Genomic DNA, 25,258 nt, shown 5'->3' on the forward strand with positions numbered 1-25,258 from the left:
CTCAGAGGTCATACGCGACGGACATCATCGCGATGGGAGTGGGCGCCACGCGTCCGTGGAGCCGGTTGAAGAAGGGGACGCGCACGCCCGCGGCCACCACGATGTCCGTGCTGGGGCTGAAGAGGACGTCGGGCGACGCGTAGCCGATGACGCCCCCTCCGTTCTCCTCCTTCTCGCCGTCGATGTCCGCCGCCGCCTCCATCCGTCCGTCCAGCCCCAGCCGCACCGCCCACTTGGGCGCGGGCTGATACTGCGCGGCCAGCGTGGTGCGCACCGACGGGCCCGCCTTGAAGCCCAGCATGCCGCGCAGGGGCAGGAAGCCCGTGGCGCTGACCAGGAAGGACCAGTCCCCCCGGAAGTGCTGGTACGCCACGCCCGCCAGCGGGTCCACCGAGCCGCTTCCGAGCTGTGTGTCCAAATCCAACAGCGTGCCGTCCTCCGCGCGCAGCCGGGGCGCGGTGGGCAGCTTCACCCCCGCGAGCACGCTGAAGAGATGATCCGCGGAGAACTCGCGGTCCTGGTACAGGAACGCCTTCGCGCTCACCTCCACGTCGCCCACGCCCCACCCGCGCTCGCGGGCCAGGCTCACCGAGCGCACCTCGCGCGCCTGCAGGGGCAACGTGGCCGACAGGAACAGCCAGGGCAGCGGCGCGTACGCCACCGCCACGTCCATGCGGGCCTCGCGCAGCCGCAGCGCATCCACGCGCTCCTGCCCCACCGTGTGCCCCCAGGCCCGCAGGGTGGTGGACAGGCGCAGTCGTCCGGAGAACGGCTGCTCGGTGCCCATCGAGGTGAGCGTCGGGTCCCCACACGCACACGTGGCGCAGGCCCAGGCGGGGGAGACGGGCGCCAGCACGGCGCCGCAGAAGAGAAGGAGGGCGAGGGAGGCTTTCACGACGGCGAAGACGATACGCCCCCGTCCGCCCCCGCCGCGTGTGGCGTGTTGTCGCAGTCCGTCGAGGCGACCCACGGCCCGCGACGCCCCCTGGAAGGCGAGCGGGGAGGCGAGCCCCGGCTGCCTCGCGGGAAGTCATGGGCAGGTTGAGAATGACTTCCACGCCCCGGCGTTGGTGGGAAACAGGAGGCCTTACATGGGAGTGCTCGCGCCGCTTGGTCGGCTGCTCTTTTCCGCCATCTTCATCACCAGCGGCCTGAATCACTTCATCCAGCTCGACGCCCTCACGGCGTACGCGCAGAGCTCTGGCATCCCCGAGCCTCGCTGGGCGGTGTTGCTGTCGGGCGTGGCGCTGGTGCTCGGAGGGCTGTCCGTGCTGCTCGGCGTGCTCGCCCGCCTGGGGGCCGCGGCCATCGCCATCTTCCTGCTGTCCGCGGCCTTCATGGTCCATCGCTTCTGGCTCATCGCCGACCCGGTGCAGGCGCAGGATCAGCTCATCCACTTCATGAAGAACCTCTCCATGGCCGGAGGCGCGCTCTTCATCGTCTACTTCGGCTCCGGCCCCTTCAGCCTGCGTCGCGGGGGACGCAAGGAGGGCCTCCTCGGCGGGGGACGACTCGGCACGCCGCTGAGGCCCTGAGGGCCCCCGAAGCTCGGAGGCTCGCGAGCCCGAGAACTCGCGAGCCCGGAGGTTCAGCCCGCCGCCGCGACGGCCGTCGCGGCGCGCAGGGTGAAGAAGGCGACCTCCGGCTCGCTGCCCCGGCGCAGGTACGGGCCGCCGAAGCCGAAGCCCAGCCCGCGATTCACGTAGAGCTGGTTGCCGTTCACCTGGTAGTGGCCGCGGATGTATGGCTGGCCCGCGCGACGGAACAGCCGCTCGGTGAGGCCCTGGACGATGAACTGCCCGCCGTGCGTGTGCCCGGAGAACTGCACCAGGTTTCCCTGCGCGGGCAGCTTGTCCACCGTGGGCGGCGTGTGGGCCAGCACCAGCCGCGTGCCGGATTCGGGTGCACCTCGGAAGGTCGCCTCCACGTCGTCGCGCCCGGTGCGCCCGTCATCCACGCCCAGCACCGTCACCGGGCCGCCGCGCACGTGGACGACGCGGTGCTCGTTCTGGAGAACGGTGTAGCCCAGGTGCTCGAAGGACTGGCGCAGGTAGGGCGCGTCCACCCAGTGGTCATGGTTGCCCAGCACCACGAAGACGCGGCCCTTCAGCCCGGAGAGCACGTCGCGCACGCGCGGCAGCGGCTTGGGGCTGTGGGTGACGTAGTCGCCCGTGAGGAACACGAGGTCGGGGGACTCCGAGTTGACGGCCTCCACCGCGCGGCGGATGCGCACCTCGGACGTCGCCTGCCCCACGTGCACGTCGGAGAGCTGCGCCACGCGCAGGCCGTCATGACACGCCGGCAGGTGCGGCAGGTGCAGCACGTTCTCCGTGAGGGTGAAGTGGTCCCTCCAGCGCAGCCGTCGCTCCGGACGAAGCGGATCCACGCCACTCCAGGCCACCAGCTCGTTGCGGCCTCCCTGATGGGACTCCAGATGCGGTCCTCCGGACGAGGACGACGAGGGGCGACGGCGGGCCAGACGTCTCAAGCGCATGCGATGCGGTTCCTTTTCCGGCCGGAGGCGGTGAGCGCCCGATTGTACGGAGCCGGGGGAGGTGGGTTGAAGCAGGTGTCCCGCGCACGCCTGCCCTCCTTGCGGCCAGCGAGCGGGGTGAGGGGAAAACCGTCATGATTCCGGGAAGATTCCAGGGGAGCCTCCGGGCTTTCTTCCACCATTGGACACACAGCCGGGGGGCATGCGGTGACGGCGTCCGACGAGGTTGGTACACACGCGGAGACGATGAGCCCCCGGCTTGGGACGGCCCCCGACATGGGCCCGGATGTGTTGACGCCAGCCGGTGAGACGGGCCGTGGAGGGCAGGAGGCCTTGCCTGTCGGCTCGCGCCCCGTCGCCCTCTCCGAGCTGATGGGCACCATGCCCCTGGGCATGGCGGTGGTGGACCGCGAGCTGCGCTTCGTCGAGGTGAGCGAGGCCCTGGCCTCCCTCAACGGCCGGCCGCGCGAGGCCCACCTCGGACGGCACATGGACGAGGTGATGAACCCCCACTCGTCCCTGGGCGACACCTCCCGCCGGGTGCGCCGCGTGCTGGAGACGGGCGAGCCCCTGGACGGCGTGGACATCATCCACCGCGAGCCCGGCGTCGGCGTGGAGCGCACGCGCGTCTTCCGCGCCAGCTACCACCCGGTGCTCCGCGACGGCGAGGTCATCGCCGCGTGCATCTACGTGGAGGACCTCACGGAGCGCCGCCGCGTGGAGGCCCAGCGCGACGCGGGAGCCGCCCGGGAGCGCGCGGTGCGCGAGCAGTCCCTGCGCGAGACGCAGGAGGCCGTGCGCGCCCGCGACGAGTTCCTCAGCGTCGCCGCCCATGAGCTGCGCACGCCGCTCACCAGCATGCGCCTGCACCTGCAGCTCCTGTTGCGACAGGTGACGAGCGCGCAGCCCGAGCTGGGCCGGGAGCTGGCGCCGCGCGGTCAGGTGCTGGAGCGGCAACTGTCGCGGCTGGGCAGCCTGGTGAACACGCTCCTGGACGTGTCCCGGGTGGCGGCGGGCAAGCTGAGCCTGGAGCCGCGCGAGCTGGACCTGGTCCAGGTCGTCCGGCAGATGGTGGACGCGTTCTCCGAGGAGTTCGCTCGCGCCGGCTGCGAGCTGTCCGTGCACGTGTCGGGGACGCTGCCGGGCCAGTGGGACCCGCTGCGCGTGGAGCAGGTGCTGGTGAACCTCCTGTCCAACGCGGCCAAGTACGGCGCGGGGCGGCCGGTGGAAATCTCGCTGGTGGGCGAGGGCACCATGGCGGTGCTGGCCGTGAAGGACCACGGCATCGGCATCTCCGAGGACGGCATGGCGCGCCTGTTCGGCAAGTTCGAGCGCGCCGTCTCCGAGCGTCACTACGGCGGCCTGGGCCTGGGCCTCTACATCACCCGGCAAATCGTCGAGGCCATGGGCGGCAGCATCACCGTGCGCTCCGCCCAGGGCCAGGGCTCCACGTTCATCCTCCGCCTGCCCACCCAGCCTCGCACGGCGCCCGCCGTCGCTCCGACGGTGGTGGTGGGCGGCCGCGCGAAGTAGCGATTCACGAGGGACGGGCGCCCCCCTTCCGGAGGTCCGGAGGCGAGGCGCCCGTCGAATCGGCTCGAAGCGCGAGCGGCTCGGGTGGGTCAGTACCCGCGCAGCACGAACAGCCGCCCGTCAATCAGGACATACAGCGCGGAAGGCGTCACGCGAGGGTCATAGACGAGCTGCTGCACTTCGCCGCCGCTGACGCCCGTCACCTTCTCCATCTGCTTGTCCGGCGTCAGGCGCCACAGGCCGCTGTACGCCGTGCCGACGAAGAGCGAGCCGTCGTCGGTGGCCGCGAGCGAGGTGTAGTCGTTGGTGTTGGCGCCTTCGATGCGGACGTAGTGGGTGTCGCTGAGCTTCTTCGGATTGCCGCGCTGGGGCGTCCCGGTGAACTGCCACAGGCCCTGGCGGAGGCTGGCCACGTAGTAGAGGCCGTCCTTGGTCTGCTGGAAGCCGCGCCAGAAGTTGTGGGGCGCCTCCACGTCGCGGTTGTCCTCGGGGCCCGGGCTGACGGGGTCCACGAAGGTGTTGAGCGAGTAGACGGCGGGCTCCACCGAGGCGGGCATGTCCGGCTTGCGCTCCTCGGAGTCCCACCACTCCAGCGCCGCGTTGGGCGGGATGATGCCAATCTTGAAGTCGTTGGCGATGAGCACGTGGCCCTCCTGGGAGAGCCCCAGCCCGAAGGTGTAGCCCGCGCGCTGCGAGCGCTTCGTTGCCCCCGTGTTCGGGTCCGTCGTCACGAACATGTACGTCGGGTGACGGTGGCTGCTGTACTCGTAGCCCCGGATGCGCGTCACGCCGTGGTTCGTGCCGATGTAGACCTCACCCTCGTACGCGCCGCGCATGACCCGAGCGCACGAGTAGACGGAGCGGTCCTCGTCGTAGTGGTAGTCGTTGCTGTTGCGGATGCCCAGCGGCTCGTTGCGGCTGGGGCGGCTGCTGCCCGCGGAGCGGTAGAGGTGCTCGCGCAGCACCACGTCGGTGCCCTCGCCGTTCACCCCCACCACGTCCAAATCGCCCTTCTGGAACTCGAAGTAGTGCAGCTCCGTGAAGTCCGGCTCGCCGCGTCCGGGGATGCGCTGGCCCTGGGTGATGACGTCGTTCGTCATGTAGCCCACGTAGGCCTCGCCCGCCTTGCCGCCGCAGATGACGGTGGAGTTGGTGGCGAGCTTGTCCGCCTCCGGGCCCAGGCCCAGGCTCGCCTGGCCAATGGGCTGGCGGGTCCACAGCACCCGGTCCGTACCCGCGCGCAGCACGCCAATCTGGCTGCCGTTGAGCACCCAGATGTTGTGCGCCGCATCCACGCCCACCGAGCGGACCTTGGGGATGTCGTACTTCGCGCTGTAGTTCGTCAGCGCGTCCGTGGGCCACGGGCCCTCGGGCGTCGTGGGCTGCGTGCCGCCGTCCGGAATGGGGTCCGTGCCGCCATCGCCGGGAAGAGGGTCCGTGCCGCCGTCACCGGGAAGGGGGTCGGTGCCGCCGTCGCCGGGAATGGGGTCCGTGCCGCCGTCTCCAGGTCCCCCGTCGTCCGTGCCGCCATCGTCCGAGGGTGACTGGATGTCGCCACCGTCGTCCTTCGGCCCCGTCTCCTTCGAACTGTCGCAGGCTCCCGCCGCCATCACCAACGCCACACCGACACACGCGCCCAACAGTCGTCGAATCACCGAATCCTCCCGTCCCCGGTGTGGAGCAAGCGGCGTACCGGGCTCGGCGCGGGGACATGCGGGCGAAAGAGGGAAGCGCGCTGCCCACCGTGGGCAAGGCGCGGCATCGACGTGTCGCCGGAAATGACCAGGCCCGCCCCCCGTGAGGGAAGCGGGCCTGGGAGCCTGTCGGCTGGGTGACGCGCGAGACGTCAGTGGGTGGCGTCGTCCACTTCCTTCTTCATGTCATCGCTGGTCTGGTCCGCCTTGTCGGAGGCCTTCTTGGCCTCGTCCTTCGCGGCGTCGGTGGTGCCGGAGCCGCCCGTGGCCTTCTCGCCCTTGGGGCTCTTGGCGCGCAGCTCCACGGCGACGATGTCGTCACCGCTGAGCTGGAAGCGGGCGTTCACCTCCGCGCCCTCGGGGAGCTGGTCGGCCCGCACCTTCTTGCCGTCCAGCATCACCACCGTCTGGGGCTTCACCTCCAGCTTGGCGTCCGGCAGGTACTTGCGCGTCAGGTCCACGCTGTCGTTGCCCGCCTTCTTCACGGTGCCCTTGATGTTCAGCGAGTGCGCCTTCTTGAAGGTGTTGTCCACGCCGGGGACCTTTTCGGCCTCCTTCGTGGCGCCGTTGATGCCGCGGCCCACATCGGTGGCGTCCACGCCCGTCTGGATGCGCGCCCCGGAGCCCGGAACCTGGTTTTGCGAAGGTTGCTCGGAGGGCTCGCTCTGGGCGAACGCAGCGGAGCCAATGCACAGCGCGAACGTGGCGATGAGCTTCTTCATGGGGTTCCCTCTCCCTTGAGGTCGGATGAATGACTTCTGGGAGCAAGGGTGGGGAGGCTGCCCCCCTTTCGCCAACCTGTCCGGGGCGCCACCACGTCACCTCGCCCGGAGAGCATGCGAGCGGGCGGGCGGGGTTCAGCCGGCGTGGCTCAGGCGCTTCACCGTGGACAGCAGCTCGTTCAAGTCCAGCGGCTTGCGCAGACACCCCGCCACGTCGAGCTCCTTCGCGGCGGCCTCGAGGTGCAGGTCCGCGCTCGCCACGACGACGGGGATGTCCGACAGCGAGGTGTCATGGCGCAGCGCCTCGCGAAAGGCGAAGCCGTCCATCCTCGGCATCATCAAGTCCAACAGGATGAGGTGCGGCCGCGAGCCCTGCTGTCGCAGGTGCGCGAGCGCCTCCAGGCCGTCCGCGGCGAGCAGCACCGAGTAGCCCTCCAGCTCGAACGCGTCCTGGAGCGCGTCGCGGATATCCAAATCGTCGTCCACGACGAGCAGTGTCTGAAGCGCTTGCACCGGTCCTCCCACCCTGGTCCGGGGCGGACTCGCTCCCACACCACGCCAACGATGGGGCCGCCACCGTCCAGGCGGAAGCGCTTCGCTGGCGATCTGGGTCATTCAGTGCTCACCACCCGACGGCCCGCTTGCCCCAGGACCGCGCTCCCATTGTCCAGAATTGTAATGGAGTTGCGTTAATTCAAGTTACACGAAATATGAACCTGTGCTGGTTTGCTCGTATTACGGGTTGGGTTGAAGATGCGCCCGGCTGCCCGTCCCCTCGGCGGGCGCTCAATCCTGGGAGCTGTCTTCATGCACACCATTGGTCGAAGTGGAGCAGGGAAGCTGTTCGCGTCGTTGCTGTGTACGGTGTCCGTCATGGCCTGTGGGCCGGCGCCGGAGGCGGGCAAGCCCGAGGCGGGCCAGGAGACGGCGCCGACGGGCACCACCGAGCAGCCGGTGGTCTACGGCACTGACAACCGCACGGATGTCTACGCGCACGCGAATGCGACGCTGCGGCAGCGGGCGGAGAAGTCCACCGTGGCGCTGATGAGCCCGTCCGACTACACGGTGGGCTCCAACGGCACTGTCACGTTCAACGCGCCCACGCTGGGCTCGGCGTACGGCCTGTGCTCCAACCAGCGCTTCCTGAGCGACCTGACGCCGGCGTTCTGCTCGGGCACGCTCATCGACGATGACCTGGTGCTGACGGCGGGCCACTGCATCACCAGCGCGTCCGCGTGCAGCAGCACGCGCGTCGTCTTCAACTTCTACCGCACGTCCGCCACGGGGATGCAGACGGTGACGTCCGCGGACATCTTCTCGTGCACGTCCATCGTCGTGCGCCAGCAGACGTCCGGCACGCCCAACCTGGACTACGCCATCATCAAGCTGGACCGCGCCGCCACGCCGCGCTTCGAGCCCGCGCCCATCCGCGCCGGCAACGCCGCGCTGGCGGTGGGTTCCAGGGTGACGGTCATCGGCTCCGGCAGCGGCATCCCCTTCAAGATTGACGACGGCGGCTCCGTGCGTGACGCGCGCGCCGGGACGCTGGACTACTTCGTCGCCACCACCGACACGTTCGGCGGCAACTCCGGCTCCGGCGTGTACGAGAACACCGGCTACACCGTGGCGGGCATCCTGGTGCGCGGCGAGACGGACTACGTCACCAGCGGGAGCTGCCGCATCGTCAACACCTGCACGGAGACGGGCTGCCGCGGCGAGGACATCACCTACGTGCGCCCGGCGGTGAACGCGTACTGCAACGTGGCCGGCAGCCTGCGGCTGTGCGGCACCACCAACCCCCCGCCCACCACGACGTTCGCCTTCACCGCGACCAACACCGCCAACGCGACGGTGAACACCACGGACAAGACGGTGACGCTGGCCGCGGGGCAGACGCTCCAGTTCGGCACCTGCACGCTGCCCGGCGCCTCCGGCTCGGGTGACACGTACCTGCGCCTGACCAACTCGGCCGGCACGTCCGTGGCGAGCAACGACGACTCGTGCAGCCTGCTGTCCTTCGTCTCGTACACGGCCCCGACGGCGGGCACGTACACGATGCGCGCCGGTTGCTACTCCAGCAACTCGTGCAGCGGCACCGTGGCCTACACCATCCAGTAGTCGCCGCCGGATTCACCGGGCGCGGGAGGAGACTGACTCCCGCGTCCAGCGATGCGCTCGGGCCCTCTGCTTGCGTGAACCCAAGGGCCCGGGCCGTCTTCACCTCGCGGCGGCCAGGCGCTCGGCCCGGGAGCGCCCGGGAGACTTCAGGCGCAGCGGTCGCAGACGCCGCGCAACTGCACGTCCACGCTCTTCTGGGCCACCGCGCGGGGCACGCCCTTGGAGGACGCGATGCGGATGGACTCCTCCGGCAGGCAGGCCACCGTGCCGCAGTCGGTGCAGGTGAAGTGCGGGTGGTTGCCGCTGTGCTCGTCGCCCGAGCGTCGCAGCTCGAAGCGCCACACGTGGTCTCCCAGGTCCGCGCGCACCACCAGGCCGGCCTCGGTGAGGTCCGTCAGGTTGCGGTAGATGGTCACCCGGTCATAGCCCTCGTCACCCAGCGCATCCACCAGGTCGGCGTGGCTCATTGGCGCGGTGGCGGACTCCAGCTCGCGAAGCACCGCCACGCGGGGCGCGGTGCTGCGAAGACCCGACGCGCGGATCCTCTCCTGGAAATCAGCGAGCTTCGGCTGCACGGCGATTCGTTTGGCTCCCATGATATCTTTTCGCATAACCGATCTGCGGGACACTTTCATCTCGACCGTGTTGCGACGTTCGATGTCGAGGACTGGAGTGGCTTGCCCGCCGGGTCCCCCCAGACTCCCTGATACGGAAACAACAACCGGGAGTCCAGGATACTGGTGCAATCCTTGTGCGGAACGACTGTCCGCGCTTCCTGGCTTCCACGGCCCTTGTTCTGGACGCTCCTGGACCCCGCCAGGTTCCAGGTGGCCACACCGCTCGGGCGAACCGCTCTCAGGATGTCTCGAAGCGCCCTCCGGATGTCTCAAGGATGACAGTCGGCACCGCGCGTCATGGAGGGGGCCAGGCGGTTGAATCAGAAACAGGAAGTCGTGTGAGTCCCGGGTGCAGGTGCAACTCATGAGTCACCGGTGACGCGGTGCCGGATGCGCCAGGGTTCGCGCCGCGTGCGGCCCGGCTCGGGCACTGCGTCAGGGGCGAGTCCGGTCGGCATGGGCATGGGCACGAGGCCAGGGAAGGAGGGAGGGGCGGTGGCGTCAGGTTGGTTGTCGTATCTGTGTTGTAAAAGCATCCAAGGTGTTTTTGTCGCGGAGTTCGCGCGCCGGGGCGGGGAAGGGAGGGCGCCGTGGGCCGCTCGGGGGGCGAGGCGGGTGTTTGCCCGGCCAACACTTGGACACGGGTACCTTGACTCACTGCGACGAGTGCACACACTTGCGCCTTTTCGCTCCTCGGGGTGCTGGGATGGCCCTGTTGCTCGTGTCTCCGGGTCCCCCTCGCCGTGACGAAGCCCAGCCTGCTGCTCATCGAAGAACCCAGCGTCGCCCGGGAGCTCCAGGTGCTCGCGCTGGAGAGCCAGGGCTGGCAGGTCGTCGCGTTGGCGGACGTGGGGGCGGCCGCCTCGCTGCTCCAGGCGCAGCCGGTGTTGCTGGTGATTGCCGCCGCCGGGCTGCTGGCCGCGGGACAGGAGGGCCTGGCCGCGTTGCGCCGGGCGGTGGAGGCGACGGCGGTGGGGCTGTACGTGCTGGCCTTCCCCGCCGAGGAGGAGGTGGTGCGTCGGCGCTCGCTGCCGCTGACGGGCTTCTTGTGGCGGCCGTTGACGCTGTCGGGGCTGGTGGAGGGGGTGAGGCAGGCGCTGCCGGAGCAGGAGCCGGGTACGCGCCGGCCGCTGGTGCTGGTGGCGGATGACGACCCGGTGTCGCGCAAGTTGTTGCAGTTGCTGCTGGTGCCGCTGCGCTTCCAGGTGGTGTCCGCGTCGGATGGCCAGCAGGCGCTGGAGGTGGCGCGGCGGCGGCGGCCGGACGTGGTGCTGGCGGACGCGCTGATGCCGCGCCTGGATGGCTACAAGCTGTGCCTGGCGCTGCGGCAGGACCCCCGGCTGTCGCGCGTGCCGCTCATCCTCACGCACACGCTGGCGCCGGACGAACTGGACCTGCGCATGGCGCACAACGTGGGGGCCAACGGCTTCGTGCGGAGCACGCAGGACGGGGACGCGCTGGTGGGCACACTCCTGCGCGCGCTCAAGGCGGGGGGCCCCGCGCCGCTGGTGCCAGGAGGAGAGCTGGCCACCGAGGACCACCTGTATCGGGTGGTGCGGCAGTTGGAGCGGCGGGTGGGCCTGTTGGAGCAGGCGGAGCGTGGCACGCGCGAGAGCGAGGAGCGCTTCCGGCGGGTGGTGAACGGCTCCTACGACGGCTTCTGGGACTGGGACCTGCGGCGGGGCTCGCTCTACTGGAGCCCACGCCTCCTGGAGATGCTGGGGCTGACGCCGGAGGCCTTCGCGGGCACGTATGACGCCTTCGTGGAGTTGTTGCATCCGGAGGACCGGGCGGGCGTGCTGGCCGCGCTCACCGAGCACCTGGAGCGGGGCGCGCCGTACGACGTGTCCTTCCGGCTGCGGCACGCGACGGGGGGCTACCGCTCCTGCGTGAGTCGCGGGAAGGCGTCACGCGACGCCCAGGGCCAGCCGGTGCGCATGGCGGGCATCATCGGCGACGTGACGGAGCAGCTGCGGCTGTACCGCGAGGCGCGCGAGGCGGTGCGCGCGCGCGACGACTTCCTCAGCGTGGCGGCGCACGAGCTGCGCACGCCGCTGGCCGCGCTGCGGCTGAGGGTGCAGGGCGCGCAGGGGGCGCTGCGGGTGCTGGGCGTGGCCCAGGCCATTCCCCGGCTGGAGCGCGCGCTGGAGGCCGCGGACCGGCAGGTGCAGCGGATGTCGGACCTGGTGGAGTCGCTCCTGGACGTGTCCCAGTTCCAGGGCGGGCCGCCGCACCTGCACCTGGACGTCGTGGACCTGTCGGTGGTGGTGCGTGACGTGGTGTCGCGCTCGGAGTCGGCCGCGGCGCGCGCGGGCTGTGAGCTGGTGCTCGGGCCGCTGTCACCCACGCGGGGCCGCTGGGACGGCGCGCGGCTGGGGCAGGTGGTGTCCCATCTGTTGTCCAACGCGATGAAGTTCGGCCCCGGCAGGCCCGTGGAGGTCGCGCTGGAGCGCGAGGAGGACACGGCGACGCTGTGGGTGAGGGACCATGGCATCGGCATCGCCCCGGAGCGGGTGGAGGGCCTGTTCCGCCGCTTCGAGCGCGCGGTGCCGGTGCGCCACTACGGCGGGCTGGGCCTGGGGTTGTACCGGCTGCGCCGAATCGTGGAGGCGCACGGCGGCGAGGTGTCCGTGGCCAGCACGCCCGGCGAGGGCTCCACGTTCCGTGTCCGCCTGCCGCTGGAAGGTCCCCCCACCGCGCGCGCCTGACTTCAGCCGCTGGAGGGCCCCCACCGCGCGCGCCCGGCCTCCTCAGAGCGAGTCGAGGAAGGTCACGAGCGCGTCGCGCTCCGCCTTCGCCAGCGCGCGCACGGCCTCTCTCGCGGACTCGGCCTCTCCGCCGTGCCAGAGGATGGCCTCCAGGGGCGTGCGCGCCCGACCGTCGTGCAGCAGGCGAGAGTGTCCGCTCACCGCCCGCGCGCGGCCCAGGCCCCACAAGGGCGCGGTGCGCCACTCGCGGCCGGAGGCGAGGAAGTCCTCGCGCCCGTCGGCCAGCGCCTCGCCCAGGTCATGCAGCAGCAGGTCCGAGTAGGGCCAGATGAGTTGGTTGGACAGCTCCGGGTAGCCGGCGAGCGTGCCGGTGGTGACGGATGGCCGGTGGCACTTCGCGCAGCCCACGCGGTGGAAGACGGCCTTGCCACGCAGGACAGGGGCCGCGTCCACGCCCGCGCGAGTGGGCACCGCCACGGTGTGCGAATAGAAGTCGAGCGCCACCCGCTGCCGCTCACTCACCTCGGGCACACCGCCGTGGGGCGCGGCCCCGCATGCGGCCTGCGCCAGCGTGCAGTTCTCCGTCGGGAACAGCGTGGTGGTGAGGCCGAGGTCGCCCAGGAGCGCCGCCGCGTTCTGGTGTTCGATGTCCGGCTGGTTCGCCTTCCAGCCGAAGCGGCCTTGCACCTCGCGGCCCAGCAGGTGGTTCCACACGCGGTTGGGCCGGCCGGAGATGCCGTCGTCATTCGAATCGTGCGGGTCCGCCCAGGAAAGCCACGTCGCTTCGTCCACCGCCGCCAGCAGGCCCAGGCCCACCATGGGCTGCGCCACCCGCGCGGACGTGCGCGTGTCGGGCGACAGCGGACCAAAGGCCAGGTCCGTCAAGAGCAGCTCCGGGGACTGGAGCGTGTACGCCTCTCCGTCCACGAACGTCCCCGGCACGTCGGTCCACGCCACGCGCACCTGTCCCTCGGCGGGCACGGCGCCGACGCCTCGGGGCTGGAGCTGGTCGCCATAGGTGGGCTCCGGCATGGGCCCACCGTGCGTGTCCTTGCCGGGCACCGACAGGCGCACCAGCAGCGTGTCGGCGACCTCGCCTCCTTCTGGAGGCCGCCCCCGGCCATTGCCCAGGTGACAGGCCAGGCAGGAGACGGAGTGGAAGACGGGGCCCAGCCCGTCGCGCTCGGGGTTGGTGTTGTTGGGAGAGGCCACCCAGTTGGCCTCGAAGACGGACTCCCCCACGAAGAACTCCGCGCGCCGCGAAAGCGACAGGTTCCCCGCCGGCCGCGTGAAGGCGGCGGCGCCGGAGTCATTGACGCTGGTGTCACCGCCGGGCCTGTCCTCTCCTGTCTCCACCACGTCGAAGCGGGGTTGCTCGGGCTGCTCGGGCTCGGGCACTTCGGGCTCGGGCTCCGTGGGAGGCGGGGTGAGGGCCTTGGGGTCGCCGTCGCAGGCCGCGACGCCGAGCAGGGCCATCAGGAGGAGGACAGGCGCGGCGGGTTGTTTCACGGCAGGGGCACCGGGATGGGGTCGGTATAGGACCAGCGGTCGATGATGCCATCGGGGCCGAGCGAGCCGTTGAGATTCCAACCCCAGGCGAAGACGGAGCCGTCCGCGCGCACGGCGATGACGTGGGTGGCGCCCATGCCCATGGAGGACAGGGGGGCGACCTGCGACGAGGACGCCGTGGGCACCGGGTGCGTGGCCTCGGTGATTCCCAGGCCGAGCTGGCCGTTGAAGTTCTGCCCCCAGCCCATCAGCGAGCCGTCCGCGAGCCGCGCGAAGCTGTAGTTGCCGTTGGCGAAGACGGCGCGCGCGGTGGTGACGTTGAGCACCTTCACGGGCGTGGCGCTCTCCACGTTGGTGCCCACCGAGCCGTCGCCCAACTGTCCGCTGACGCCCAGGCCCCAGGAGGACACCGTGCCGTCCGCGTGCACCGCGAGGATGTGGTCTCGGCCGTTGGCGATGTCCACCACGTCCGCCAGGTTCGGCACCTGGCTGGGAAGCGGGTGGTTCTGCGTGTCGGCGACGCCGTTGCCCAGGTTGCCGTAGTCGTTGCGGCCCCACACCCAGACGGTGCCGTCGCGCTTGAGGGCCACCGAGTGCATGGAGCCGCCCATCACCTTCACCACGTCCGTCAGGCCCTGCACGACGACGGGGTAGTCCTTCGCCACCGCCGTGCCGTCGCCCAACTGGCCGTTCGTGTTGTTGCCGAACGCGCGCACCGTGCCGTCCTCCATCAGCACCAGCGTGTGGCGGAAGCCGGGCGCCACGGAGACGGCGCCCGTCAGGCCGGGCACCCGCGTCGCCGCGTAGCGCGGGGTGACGTCGAGCGTGTGGGGCGCACCGTCCACCGGCGGCGTGCCCATGCCGAGCTGGCCGTCCGAGTTCTCACCCCACGTCCACACCGTGCCATCCGCCGCCAGCGCCGTGGCGAAGTTCTGGTTGAAGGCGATGGAGGTGGCGGACTCCAGGCCTGGCACCGCGCGGGGCTGCGTCTGGTCCGTCGTCACGTCCGCGCCCAGGCCCAGTTGCCCCCGGTTGTTGCGGCCCCACGTGTAGACGCGGCCTCCGCGCACCGTGCCGCTGTGCAGGCCGCCCGCCGAGGCCAGCCCGCCGAAGTGGAACGTCACCGTCTTCTCGCCCGTGTTGCCCTGGGCATCCCGCGCGCGCACCACCACCTGGTTGGCACCGGGGCGGGGAGCGACCTCGAAGGAGAGCGTGCCCTCGGCCGTGGCGGACGGCGTGAGCTGCTGCTCCTCGCCCCCGTTGAGCGTGTACGAGAGCTGCGTCACCGCCGCGTTGTCCGTGGCCACCGCGTCCACGCGCACCCGGCGCACGGTGAGCGACAGCCCCTCGTCCGGGGACAGGACCTGGACCTTGGGCGCCTCGGCGTAGCGCAGGTGCATCACCCGCGCGCTCGTCCCGCCAGTCTGATCCACCGCCTCCAGCCGCACCTCGTTGTCGCCCTCGGGCAGGGTCAGCTCCACCGTGAAGACGCCCGACGTGGCCGTCTTCTCGGTGACTTCCACCGCCTGGGCCGCGCCGTCGTTCAGCCGCGCCGTCAGCCCGGCCAGCTTGCCCGGCGCGCTCACCTGGCCGGTCAGCCGGACCACGGGCTCTCCGGTGGTCTCACCCGAAGCGTGGGACGTCACCAGCAGATACGGCGAGACGGGGACACCGGGCGTCGACTCCACGTCGGACCCGCACGCGGCGAGCCAGAGGGCCACGAGCGCCAGGACACAGGCACGGGACTTCATGGGGAACTCCTGAATTGTTGAGATTGATTTGCAGAGTCAGAAAAGCGCCCGGCCTCATACCGCTCGCGGCTCCGGGCGCGCAAGCGACGGAGGGCTCATTTCGGCGGGTGCCCCCATGGATTCCCCGAGGGAGAAGCGTGCGCGGGAAAGCCCGGGAAGCGCTCCAGGCGTCAGGGCGGGTCCTTCTCCACGGGCTCGGCGGGCCCTGGGTTTTGTGACCGGGGACCTGGGAGGTGTGGGACACTCGCACCAGCAGCACGGGGAGGCGGCCGAGCCCTCCCACTGCCGGTCCCTGTCCCAACGTACGATTGTCCTCCACCGGAAGGTGGCGGGGAGGACGCCGAGACGTTCTCTATGCAGGCCGGGGAATCGCTCTAGGTTCGGCGCACGTCGCCAGGGGAATTCATGCCAGAGGTGCTCGTCGTCGATGACAGCAAGGTGATGCGGGACATGGTGGTGGCCTGCCTCAGGCCCTACCCGGGCCTGAACTTCACCCATGCGTCCAGCGGGCTGGAGGCCATCGAGCGCCTGTCGCTGAGCCCGTACGACCTGCTGGTGCTGGACCTGAACATGCCGGACATCGGCGGCATCGAGGTGGTGGAGTTCGTGCGGAGCCAGGACCGGCTGCGCGCGCTGCCCATCATCATCGTCACGACGCGTGGAGACGAGGCGTCGCGCACCCGGGCCCTGTCCGTCGGCGCCAACCGCTTCATGACCAAGCCCTTCACGCCCGATGCCATCCTCGCGGAGGCGCGGGGCCTGTTGGAAGAGAAGCCGGTTTGACGGCCTCCGTGGACCTCGCGGACTTCCTCCCCGCCTATCTGGCGGAGGTGGAGGAGCTGCTCGACTCGGCGCACCGCCACTTGATGGCCGTGGAGGCGAGCGCGCGTCGTGGCGCCGCCCATCCGAAGTCCGTGCGGGAGCTGTTCCGCGCGCTGCACACCATCAAGGGCCTGTCCGCCATGGTGGATGTGGAGCCCATCGTCTCCATCTCCCACTGGATGGAGACGTCGCTGCGTCAGGCCGACCAGGCGGGCGGGCGGCTCCCCGAGTCCAGCGTGGAGCCGCTGATGGAGGGGCTGCGCGCGGTGGAGCAGCGCATGCGCCAGCTCGCCTCGGGCAAGGACGCATCGCCCGTGCCGTCCGGGCTGCTGGAGCGACTGGAGGCCCTGGGGGTCTCCACCTCCGTCGTGACCGGCACCGCTCGGCCCGTCGCCGTGACGCTCGATGAGGGCCTCGCGCTCGCCTCCCGGCTGACGCCCGTCGAGCGCGAGCAGCTCACGACGGGCGCCGGCCATCGCCGCCCGGTGCGCGTGGACTTCATCCCCGGCGCCGAGCGCGCCGCGCGGGGCATCACCATCAACAGCGTGCGCGAGCGGCTGGCGGCGCTGGGGGACCTGGTCAAGGTCGTCCCCCTCGCGGGGCCGGCGCCCGGCGGTGGCTCGCTCACCTTCGTGCTGCTGCTGAGCACCGAGGCCTCGGACTCCGTGCTGATGGAGGCCGCGGGCGGTGAGCCCGCCCAGGTGCGCGCGCTGTCCTCCCCACCCGTGTCCCCGGCCGTTGACGGGACGCCCGCGCCGGAGCGCGAGCCGGAGCTGGAACTGGAGGAGCCCGAGGAGGCCCGCCGGTCCACTGGGACGCTGCGGGTGGAGGTGTCCCGGCTGGACGAGGCGCTGGAGCGCCTGGCGTCGCTCGTCGTCAACCGCTCGCGGCTGCAGCGCGCGGTGACGGACCTGACCGCCGCGGGAGCACCCACGCGGGAGCTGCGCGCCATCCTCCAGGAGAACGGGCGGCAGCTGCGCGACATGCGCGCGGCCATCCTCCGCCTGCGCATGGTGCGCGTGGGAGACGTGCTGGACAGGCTGCCGCTGTTGGTGCGCGGGCTGCGCCGCACCACGGGCAAGGCGGTGCGGCTGGAGCTGGACGTGGGCGACGCGGAGCTGGACAAGGCCGTGGCGGACCGCATGTTGCCCGCGCTGGTGCACCTGGTGCGCAACGCGGTGGACCACGCGCTGGAGTCTCCGGAGGAGCGCCGCGCCGCCGGCAAGCCCCTGGAGGGCACCGTGCGCCTGGGCTGCCATGCGAACGCCAGCGGCTGGGTGGACCTCACCATCACCGACGACGGGCGGGGCGTGGACGCGGAGGCGGTGGCCCGGCGCGCGCGAGCTCCGGTGCCCAGGGGCTCGGATGACCTGCTGGAGCTCCTGTGCCGGCCCGGCTTCTCCACCCGCGAGGAGGTCACCTCCACCAGCGGGCGTGGCATGGGCATGGACATCGTCCGGCGCATCGTCGTGGACCAGCTCGGAGGCGAGCTGCGCCTGGAGACGCGCCTGGGGGTGGGCACCACCTTCCACCTGCGCGTGCCCCTGACGATTACCCTGCTGGACGCCATCATCTTCGAGTGCGCGGGCCTGCGCTACGCGGTGGCGGTGGGCTCCGTGGAGGAGCTCATCGAGGTGGAGGCCACGCGGGTGGTGCGGCCCGCGGGCGCGAACGGCGTGGCCCTGGTGGAGCGGCGGGGCCAGGCGGTGTCGCTGGTGTCGCTGGCGCGACTGCTGGGCTCCACGCAGGCGGTGGACGCCACGCCCGCGCGGGGCCTGGTGGTGCGGCAGCGCGGAGACCTGGTGGCGTTCGGCGTGGACCGGTTGCTCGGTCAGCAGGAAATCGTGCTGCGCCCGCTGGAGGACCCGCTGGTGCGGGTGCCCGGCGTGGCGGGTGCCACGGACCTGGGGGATGGCCAGCCCACGCTGGTGCTGGACCTGAATGCGCTGGGAGCGGCGCGCCGCCCGGGGGCCGGGGGACGAGAGGAGCGCGCGACATGAGCGTGCTGCATGTGGTGTTCAAGGTGGATGGCGCCGAGTACGTGCTGCCGGCGTCGGATGTCCTCCAGATGGAGTCCTTCACCGGGGCCACGCCCGTGCCAGGAGCGGCTTCGCACGTCGAGGGCCTGGTCCAGGTGCGGGGCCGCGTCATCCCCGTCGTCGACGCGCGCAGGCGCTTCGGGCTGCCCGCGCTGGAGCGCTCGCTCGACACGCGGGTGGTGGTGGGGCAACTGGGGACGCGGACGGTGGGGCTGTTGGTGGACAGCGCGCGCGAGGTTTTGAAGCTGGACCCCTCGAAGTTCCAGCCGCCGCCACCCTTGGTGGTGGAGGGCTCGAAGGGGTTCGTGAAGGCCGTGGCCCAGGTGGGGCCCAGGCTGGTGATGCTCATCGATTTCCCCCGGGTCATCGGGGAGGAGACGCCGGATGGCGACGGAAAACGGTAATGGCCCCCAGGGGCAGGATGACGCGCGCGGCCTGACCGAGCGCTTGTCGCGCGGAGTCCGGGAGGGCGCGACGCTGCTGCAGGACGCGGAGGCGCTCGCCTCGCGGCTGGCCGCCAGCGGCAACGAGCAGGCCGCGGCCTCCGAGCAGGTGCGCGCCTCCATCGAGTCGGTGGCCGCGCACGTCGAGGCGACGAGCACGGCGGCGCAGTCGCTCGCGCGCTCCCAGCGCACGGTGAGCGACTCCGCCCGCGCGCTGCAGCAGGAGGCGGAGGCCACCGCCGGCGCCGTGCAGGAGGTCAGCGCGTCGGTGGCGGGCGTGCGCAAGGACGCCGCCCACCTGGCGGCGGAGGCGGACACCACTGCCGCCACGCTGGAGCAGGTGTCGCGCTCGGTGAAGACGGTCAACGCCAACGCGGAGGACCTGGCCGCCTCCAGCGAGGAGTTGCTCGCGTCCATGACGGAGATGAACTCCACCGTGGCGGACCTGGTGACGCGCAACCAGTCGGGCGCGGCCTCCGCGGAGGAGGTGGGCGCGACGATTGAGGAGATGGCCAAGGGCATCGCCCGGCTGTCCACCGACTCCCAGGGCATGGGGGAGCGGGTGACGCTGGTGACGGGCGCGGTGGTGGGGCTGGGCAAGTCCCTGAGCGACTTGTCCCGCGATGCCACCACCATGTCCTCCGGCGTGGAGGAGACGGCGTCCACCGCGGAGGAGCTGGCGCGCAGCGTGCGCGGCGTGGCGGAGAGCGCGCGCGTGCTGGAGACGCACGCGGCCTCCACCGCCTCCACCGTGGAGGAGGTGGCCGCCAGCGTGGAGCAGGTGGCCGCCACCGCGGAGAAGAACGCCGCCGTGGTGGACGCCAACGCGGCGACGATTGAGCAACTGGCGCGCTCGGCCCAGTCCGTGGCCAAGGCGTCGGAGGCCATCAACGCCCTGGCGGCCACCAGCGCCAGCGCGTCCTCGCAGCTGGAGGTGTCCACGCGGCGGGTGGCGCAGATGGGCGAGGAGGCTCGCGCGACGTCGGACCGGGTGGGCACCATCGCCCGCGAGGGCGGCGCCACGGTGGTGCGCTCCATCGCCGGCTTCAGCCGCATCCGTCAATCCATCGTCGAGTCCTCCGGCGTCATGAAGGAGATGGGCAAGCGCGCCGAGGAGATTGGCGACATCGTCCAGACCATCAACCTCATCGCGGACCGCACCAACCTCCTGTCGCTCAACGCCAGCATCGAGGCGGCGCGCGCGGGGGAGCACGGGCGCGGCTTCGCGGTGGTGGCGGAGGAGATTCGCGCCCTGGCGGACCGCGCGGCGGCGGCCAGCTCGGACGTGGCGAAGATTGTCCGGGGCCTGCAGACGACGGCGCGCGAGGCGGCGAGCGCGAGCGCGGAGGGCATGCGCGCCGCGGACGAGGGCGCGGCGCTGGCGTCGGACGCGGAGCGGGCCCTGTCCACCATCCTCAAGGGCGTGGACGACGTGGGGCAGAACGTGCGCGAGGTGAACCGCGCCACGGGTGAGCAGGTGCAGGTGGTGCAGTCGCTGGCGCAGGGCACCGCGAAGATGAGCGAGCAGGGCCGCGTCATCGCCACGTCCGCGACGGAGCAGGCGCAGGCGGCCCAGGCGCTGGCGCAGGGCGGCACGGAGATGCGGCGCATGGCCCGGCAGACGACGCAGGCCACCGCGGAACAGGCCCGCGCGCTGCGCGACGTGGTGCGCTCCAACGGCCAGCTGGCGGAGGTCGCCCAGAAGGTGTCCCGCGCGGTGCAGGAGCAGGCGGCGGCGGCGGTGGACCTGTCCAAGGGCGCCGCTCAGATGCGCCAGCTGGTGCAGGGCGTGAGCGCCGTCGTGGGGACGCAGAGCAGGGAGGTGACGGGGATGGGGCAGGCGGCCCAGGAGCTGTCGAGCACCACCCAGCGCACCCTGTCGGGGCTGGCCGAGCAGGCCAAGGCGGCGGCCGAGGTGGCGCGCGCCATGGAGGAGACGCGCAAGGAGGTGGCCCAGTCCGCGCGCGGCATGTCGGAGCAGGCGCGCGCGCTCAAGCAGGGTGAGACGGCCAGCCGCCAGGTGGCGAAGCTGGCGTCGTCCGTGACGCGTGCCACCGACGAGCAGGCCCAGGCGCTCGTCGCGCTGGTGAAGGGCGCGGACGAGGTGCGGCGGGTGGCGAAGGGCACGGCGCGCGCCCTGGACGAGCAGTCGGAGGTGCTGACGGGGCTGGCGGCCTCCGCGCAGCGGCAGGCCACGGGCACCGCCGCGGTGGCGCGCGCCAGCGGCGAGGCCACCCAGGTGATGGAGGGCCTGGTGAAGGGCGTGGAGGAGATGCGGGTGCGGGCGAGGGAAATCACCACCACCACCGCGCAGCAGGTCCGCGCGTCGGCGGCCACCGCGGGAGAGGTGCGCGAGGTGGCGGGGCGACTGACGCACCTGTCGCGGCTTCAGGCGGAGCAGGTGGAGAGCCTCGAGCGGCTGGGGAGTGTGCTGGGGAGTGGTGGAGCCCCGCAGGCCCCCGAGGCGGGGGGCTCGCGCTCCCGGGAGCGACAGACATGACGGATTCGACTTCCGTGACGGCCTCTCCCTTGTTCCTGTCCTCGGAGGACAGGGCGCGGGTGGAGGAGGTGGAGCAGTTGGCGCGCAGGGGCGCGGGCAGCCTGGAAGCGCTGGTGGGCGGGCTGGACACGTCGAGCTGGGCGGTGCGTCGCGCCGTCGTGTCGGCGCTCGCGCGGCTGGGCACTCCGGCGGTGCCGCCGTTGTGCGACGTGCTGCGCCACCGGCGCGACAACGAGGCTCGGCTGGCGGCCGCGGTGGAGGCGCTGGTGGCCTCCACGGGCGCGGTGGAGGAGTCGCTGGAGGGCCTGACGGACAGCCCGTCCGCGGCCATCGTCTGTGACGCCGCGCAGGTGCTGGGGCGGCGGCGCAGCCGGCGCTCGGTGCCGCTCCTGGCGCGGCTCACCGTGCACCCGGACGACAACGTCGCGGTGGCGGCCATCGAGGCGCTGGGTCGCATTGGCGGCGGCGCGGCGGTGGACGCGCTGCTGGGGGCGCTGGGCAGCGGCAACTTCTTCCGCATCTTCCCCGCCATCGACGTGCTGGGCCGGTGTGGAGACCCGTCGGTGGTGCCCGCGCTCCTGGGCCTGCTCGCGGACCCCTTCTACGCCCTGGAGTCGGCGCGCGCGCTGGGCCGCACGGGCCAGGACGCGGCGGTGCCCGCGCTGGTGGGCCTCTTGCGGCGGGGCAATGACGCGCTGGTGCGCGTGGCGGCGGTGGCGCTGGCGGACATCCACGAGGCGCAGGTGCAGCGCTTCGGCGGCGCGCGCGCGGTGCAGGGAGCGCTGCGCTCCGGCAGTGACTTGTCCATGCTGGGCCGCAGGCTGGCGCAGGCCATCAGCAGCGCGGATTCGGCGGAGCGGGCCGCGCTGGCGCGGCTCCTGGGCTGGGTGGGCGGGCAGGACGCGGCGGCGGGCCTCTTGCGGCTGTTGGACGGGCCGGACCCGACGGTGGCGCGCGCGGCGGCGAGCGCCCTGGCGGAGCTGGGGGCGGACGCGGACGAGCAGATTCTCCAGGCGCTCCAGGATGGAGACAGCGCCCGGCGCCGGGTGTTGCTGCCCCTGGTGGGGCGCCGCGCTTCGGCCGTGCCGGAGGTGATGGCGTGTCTGGAGGACCGGGAGGCGTCCGTGCGCGCGCTGGCGGCGGACACGCTGTCTCGCATCGGCGACACGTCCGCGGTGCCCGTCCTCTTCCAGCGCCTCACCGACGACGACGCGCGCGTGGTGCAGGCCGCCACGGGCGCCATCCAGTCCCTGGGCAGCGAGCAGACGGAGGCCCTGGCGCTCCAGGCGGCGCGCTCTCCGGACGCGCGTCTGCGCCGCGCGGCGCTGCGCATCATCTCCTACTTCGGCTATGCCCGAGGCCTGGAGGTGCTGCTGTCGGCCATGCGCGACTCGGACGAGCGGCTGCGCGACGCGGCCATCTACGGCCTGCCCTTCATCGAGGACCCGCGCGCGGTGGACGCGCTGTTGATGGCGGCCACCCACGAGTCGGAGCGCACGCGAGCCGCGGCCATGCGCGCGCTGGGGCAGACGGAGAAGGAGGCGCGCATCACCTCCACGCTGCTCGGCGGCCTCAACGACCGCGACCCGTGGGTGCGCTACTACGCGTGCCAGTCGCTGGGGAAGCTCAACGAGGAGGCCGCCGCTGACGCGATTGTCGCGCTGGCGGACGACGACGCGGGGCAGGTGCGCGTGGCGGTGGTGGACGCGCTGGCGCACATGCACACGGAGAGCGCGATGACGGCGCTGCGGCGCGCGGCGGCCAGCACCGACGCGGACGTGCGGCGCGCCGCGCTCCTGGGGTTGGGCGTGGCGCGGCGCCAGGACGCGCTGCCGGTGTTGCTGGAGGCCTCGTCGTCCGAGGACTCCGCCACGCGCCTGGTCGCGCTGTCCGCCGTGGCCGAGTACGAGGCCCCGGAGACGCTGCCCGCGCTCCTGCACGCGGCCAGTGACAGGGACGACAGCGTGCGCAGCGCGGCGGTGGGCTTCCTGGCCACGCGCCCGGGCGTCCCCGCCACCCAGGCCCTGGTGTCGCTCCTGGGGGACATGACGGTGCGCGAGCGGGTGGTGAGCGCGCTGGCGCTGCCCATGGAGGGCCGGCTGCCGGGGCTGCTGACCGCGCTGGACGTGGCGGACGAGGTGACGGCGCCCTTGCTGGTGGCGGCCCTGGCGCGCATGCGTCGGGCGGACGCGCGCGCCGCGCTCCTTCAAGTCCTGGAGACCTCCAGCGCCTCGGCCCGCCGCGCCGCCGTGCCCGCGGTGAGCGCGCTGGGGACCCTGGAGTCCCGCGACGCGCTGGAGCGGGCCTCCCTGCGTGACGAGGACCCGGAGGTCCGGCGGGCCTGTCTCGTGGCCCTGGGGAAGTGACAAGGACTTCATGCCTTCCCTGCCGATGTCCCCCCAGGTCTTCGCCATCCTCGCCGCGCTCATCGAGCAGCGCGCGGGGCTGCATTACGCGGCGGAGGACCGGGAGCTGCTGTCCGACAAGGTGTCCGACCGGGCGCTGGAGGCGGGCTTCGACTCGCTGCTCGACTACTACTACTTCCTCCGGTACGACCCGGAGGGTTCGGCCGCGCTGGATTCCCTGGTGGACTCGCTGCTCGTGCACGAGACGTATTTCTTCCGGGAGCCGCTGCCCTTGTCGGTGCTGGTGGACGACGTGCTCGCGCCCCGGGTTCGCGCCGGCCAGAAGCCCCGGGTGTGGTGCGCGGCGTGCTCCACCGGCGAGGAGCCCCTGACGCTGGCGATGATGCTGGCGGACCGGGGGCTGCTCTCCGGCGTGGAGCTGCTGGCCAGTGACTTGAGCACCCGGGCCCTGGAGCGGGCTCGCACCGGCGAGCACAACCTGCGCGCCACGCGCGCGCTGCCGCCCGGGGTGGAGGGGCGCTGGCTGGAGCAGGTGGCCGGCCGGGTACGCCCCAAGCAGGAGCTGGTGGACGCGGTGGAGTGGCGCCGCATCAACCTGATGGAGGACGCGGTGGTGGCGAAGCTGGGGCAGTTCGACGCCATCCTCTGCCGCAATGTCCTCATCTACTTCAAGGACGAGACGGCGCGCCGGGTGGTGGCGTCGCTCACCCAGGCGCTGAAGCCCGGAGGCCAGCTGGTGGTGGGCACCTCCGAGTCGCTGTTGCGTTTCGGCACCGCGCTCTCCTGTGAGGAGCGGCGCGGCGTCTTCTTCTATGGCAAGGCGGGCGGATGACGGTGGTGGCTCCCATTCGCGTGTTGGTGGTGGACGACTCGGCGTTCGCGCGCAAGGTGCTGCGCCAGGTGCTCTCCAACGCGCAGGGCATCGAGGTGGTGGACACCGCGCGTGACGGCCTGGACGCGCTGGAGAAGGTGTCGGAGCTCAAGCCCGACGTCCTCACGTTGGACCTGGTCATGCCGGGCCTGGACGGGCTCGGCGTGCTGCGGGCCCTGGACACCCTGCCGGACGCGCCGCGCGTCGTGGTGGTGAGCAGCGCGGGCGAGGAGAGCGAGCTGGCGGTGTCCGCCCTCCAGGCCGGCGCGGTGGACCTGGTGCACAAGCCCTCCGCGCTCGCCACGGACCGGCTCTACGAGCTGGGCGCGGAGCTGGTGGAGAAGGTGCGCACCGCCGCGCGCGTGTCCCATCGCCCGGCGCGCCCGCCGTCGTCCAGCTCGCCCCCCGCGGCGTCCGCATTGGCCGTGACGGGGCCGGCGCGCAACCTGGTGGTGGTGGGCACGTCCACCGGTGGCCCCCAGGCCCTCACGCGCCTCTTGTCGATGGTGCCCGCGGACTTCCCCGCGCCCATGGCGCTCGCGCTGCACATCCCCCCGGGCTACACGGAGGCGGTGGCGCGCCGCCTGGACGCGCTGTGCCCGCTGGAGGTGCGCGAGGCCGAGGATGGCTTGGAGCTGCGCCCCGGCCGCGTCGTGCTCGCGCGCGCGGGCCAGCACCTCAAAATCGAGCGGCACGGCGCCCTCACCTTGGGCCGCGTGGACCGACATCCGGTGCAGATGCCGCACCACCCCTCCGTGGACGTCCTCTTCGAGAGCGCGGCCCACACGTGGGGCAAGGACACGGTGGGACTGGTGCTCACCGGCATGGGCGACGACGGGCGGGAGGGCTCGCGCGCCATCCGGGCCGCGGGCGGCACCATCCTCACCGAGTCGGAGTCCTCCTGTGTCGTCTACGGCATGCCTCGCGCCGTCGACGAAGCGGGCCTCGCCACCGCCAGCGCGCCCCTGGATGGGATGATGGCCTTGCTGCTCGCTCAGCTCCGCTGACTCCGGGAAAACCGGGTGGGGGCGCCGTCGCCCGCACCCCTACATGGTGGGGGAGGGGGCGGCC

The 25,258-nt window shown here is 72.1% G+C and carries 19 protein-coding genes; 11 read left to right on the forward strand and 8 right to left on the reverse strand.

From position 1 onward, the window contains the following. Nucleotide 1: 1 nt before the first annotated feature. Nucleotides 2-895 (reverse strand): transporter, encoded by an 894-nt coding sequence (locus G4D83_RS38995; protein ID WP_163869999.1) that lies wholly within the window; start codon nt 893-895, stop codon nt 2-4. A gap of 196 nt (nt 896-1,091) precedes the next feature. Between G4D83_RS38995 and G4D83_RS39000 the strand changes: the two genes are divergently transcribed. After that, nucleotides 1,092-1,535, forward strand: coding sequence for a DoxX family protein (locus tag G4D83_RS39000; protein ID WP_163870000.1), 444 nt, complete (start codon nt 1,092-1,094; stop codon nt 1,533-1,535). 53 nt (nt 1,536-1,588) lie between these two features. On the opposite strand, the gene G4D83_RS39005 is transcribed toward G4D83_RS39000, so the two are convergent. Next, on the reverse strand, nt 1,589-2,494 hold the full coding sequence (locus G4D83_RS39005) for a metallophosphoesterase (RefSeq protein ID WP_163870001.1): 906 nt from the start codon (nt 2,492-2,494) through the stop codon (nt 1,589-1,591). A gap of 246 nt (nt 2,495-2,740) precedes the next feature. On the opposite strand from G4D83_RS39005, the gene G4D83_RS39010 reads away from it, so the two are divergent. Then, on the forward strand, nt 2,741-4,027 hold the full coding sequence (locus tag G4D83_RS39010) for a sensor histidine kinase (protein WP_240357069.1): 1,287 nt from the start codon (nt 2,741-2,743) through the stop codon (nt 4,025-4,027). 89 nt (nt 4,028-4,116) lie between these two features. On the opposite strand, the gene G4D83_RS39015 is transcribed toward G4D83_RS39010, so the two are convergent. From G4D83_RS39015 to G4D83_RS39025, 3 genes are all read right to left on the reverse strand, one after another. Beyond that, nucleotides 4,117-5,682 carry a hypothetical protein gene (locus tag G4D83_RS39015; RefSeq protein WP_240357070.1) on the reverse strand — a complete coding sequence of 522 codons (1,566 nt, stop codon included), beginning with the start codon at nt 5,680-5,682 and terminating at the stop codon, nt 4,117-4,119. 191 nt (nt 5,683-5,873) lie between these two features. Next, the gene (locus G4D83_RS39020) at nt 5,874-6,443 is read right to left on the reverse strand and encodes a hypothetical protein (protein ID WP_163870002.1); all 570 of its coding nucleotides are present in this window, start codon (nt 6,441-6,443) and stop codon (nt 5,874-5,876) included. Nucleotides 6,444-6,578: 135 nt separating this feature from the next. Further along, nucleotides 6,579-6,956 carry a response regulator gene (locus G4D83_RS39025; protein ID WP_163870003.1) on the reverse strand — a complete coding sequence of 126 codons (378 nt, stop codon included), beginning with the start codon at nt 6,954-6,956 and terminating at the stop codon, nt 6,579-6,581. Nucleotides 6,957-7,250: 294 nt separating this feature from the next. Between G4D83_RS39025 and G4D83_RS39030 the strand changes: the two genes are divergently transcribed. Further along, the gene (locus G4D83_RS39030; protein WP_163870004.1) at nt 7,251-8,561 is read left to right on the forward strand and encodes a trypsin-like peptidase domain-containing protein; all 1,311 of its coding nucleotides are present in this window, start codon (nt 7,251-7,253) and stop codon (nt 8,559-8,561) included. A gap of 146 nt (nt 8,562-8,707) precedes the next feature. On the opposite strand, the gene G4D83_RS39035 is transcribed toward G4D83_RS39030, so the two are convergent. Next, the gene (locus G4D83_RS39035) at nt 8,708-9,157 is read right to left on the reverse strand and encodes a Fur family transcriptional regulator (RefSeq protein ID WP_163870005.1); all 450 of its coding nucleotides are present in this window, start codon (nt 9,155-9,157) and stop codon (nt 8,708-8,710) included. Nucleotides 9,158-9,921: 764 nt separating this feature from the next. Here G4D83_RS39035 and G4D83_RS39040 point away from each other — a divergent pair. Next, entirely contained in the window at nt 9,922-11,886 is a 1,965-nt protein-coding gene (locus tag G4D83_RS39040) for an ATP-binding protein (protein ID WP_163870006.1), read from the forward strand. Nucleotides 11,887-11,928: 42 nt separating this feature from the next. Here the strand turns inward: G4D83_RS39040 and G4D83_RS39045 are convergent, their stop codons facing one another. Further along, nucleotides 11,929-13,395: a di-heme oxidoreductase family protein gene (locus tag G4D83_RS39045; RefSeq protein ID WP_240357071.1), complete on the reverse strand. Its 1,467-nt coding sequence runs from the start codon at nt 13,393-13,395 to the stop codon at nt 11,929-11,931. Then, nucleotides 13,392-15,146: an RCC1 domain-containing protein gene (locus tag G4D83_RS39050; RefSeq protein ID WP_163870007.1), complete on the reverse strand. Its 1,755-nt coding sequence runs from the start codon at nt 15,144-15,146 to the stop codon at nt 13,392-13,394. The genes G4D83_RS39045 and G4D83_RS39050 overlap by 4 nt, the downstream gene beginning before the upstream one ends. A gap of 405 nt (nt 15,147-15,551) precedes the next feature. Between G4D83_RS39050 and G4D83_RS39055 the strand changes: the two genes are divergently transcribed. From G4D83_RS39055 to cheB, 7 genes are read left to right on the forward strand one after another with little or no spacing between them, the layout of a single operon-like run. Then, complete coding sequence (locus G4D83_RS39055) at nt 15,552-15,929, forward strand: response regulator (RefSeq protein WP_163870008.1); 378 nt, start codon at nt 15,552-15,554, stop codon at nt 15,927-15,929. Further along, nucleotides 15,926-17,968: a chemotaxis protein CheA gene (locus G4D83_RS39060; protein ID WP_163870009.1), complete on the forward strand. Its 2,043-nt coding sequence runs from the start codon at nt 15,926-15,928 to the stop codon at nt 17,966-17,968. Before G4D83_RS39055 ends, G4D83_RS39060 begins: the two co-directional genes overlap by 4 nt. Continuing rightward, complete coding sequence (locus tag G4D83_RS39065; protein WP_163870010.1) at nt 17,965-18,411, forward strand: chemotaxis protein CheW; 447 nt, start codon at nt 17,965-17,967, stop codon at nt 18,409-18,411. The genes G4D83_RS39060 and G4D83_RS39065 overlap by 4 nt, the downstream gene beginning before the upstream one ends. Then, nucleotides 18,392-20,950: a methyl-accepting chemotaxis protein gene (locus G4D83_RS39070; RefSeq protein ID WP_163870011.1), complete on the forward strand. Its 2,559-nt coding sequence runs from the start codon at nt 18,392-18,394 to the stop codon at nt 20,948-20,950. The genes G4D83_RS39065 and G4D83_RS39070 overlap by 20 nt, the downstream gene beginning before the upstream one ends. After that, complete coding sequence (locus G4D83_RS39075; RefSeq protein WP_163870012.1) at nt 20,947-23,316, forward strand: HEAT repeat domain-containing protein; 2,370 nt, start codon at nt 20,947-20,949, stop codon at nt 23,314-23,316. The genes G4D83_RS39070 and G4D83_RS39075 overlap by 4 nt, the downstream gene beginning before the upstream one ends. A 10-nt stretch (nt 23,317-23,326) precedes the next feature. Further along, nucleotides 23,327-24,148 (forward strand): CheR family methyltransferase, encoded by an 822-nt coding sequence (locus tag G4D83_RS39080; RefSeq protein WP_163870013.1) that lies wholly within the window; start codon nt 23,327-23,329, stop codon nt 24,146-24,148. Then, nucleotides 24,145-25,194 (forward strand): chemotaxis-specific protein-glutamate methyltransferase CheB, encoded by a 1,050-nt coding sequence (gene cheB, locus G4D83_RS39085; protein WP_163870014.1) that lies wholly within the window; start codon nt 24,145-24,147, stop codon nt 25,192-25,194. The genes G4D83_RS39080 and cheB overlap by 4 nt, the downstream gene beginning before the upstream one ends. Nucleotides 25,195-25,258 lie beyond the last annotated feature (64 nt).

This window comes from Myxococcus eversor (assembly GCF_010894455.1).
GTDB lineage: Bacteria > Myxococcota > Myxococcia > Myxococcales > Myxococcaceae > Myxococcus > Myxococcus eversor.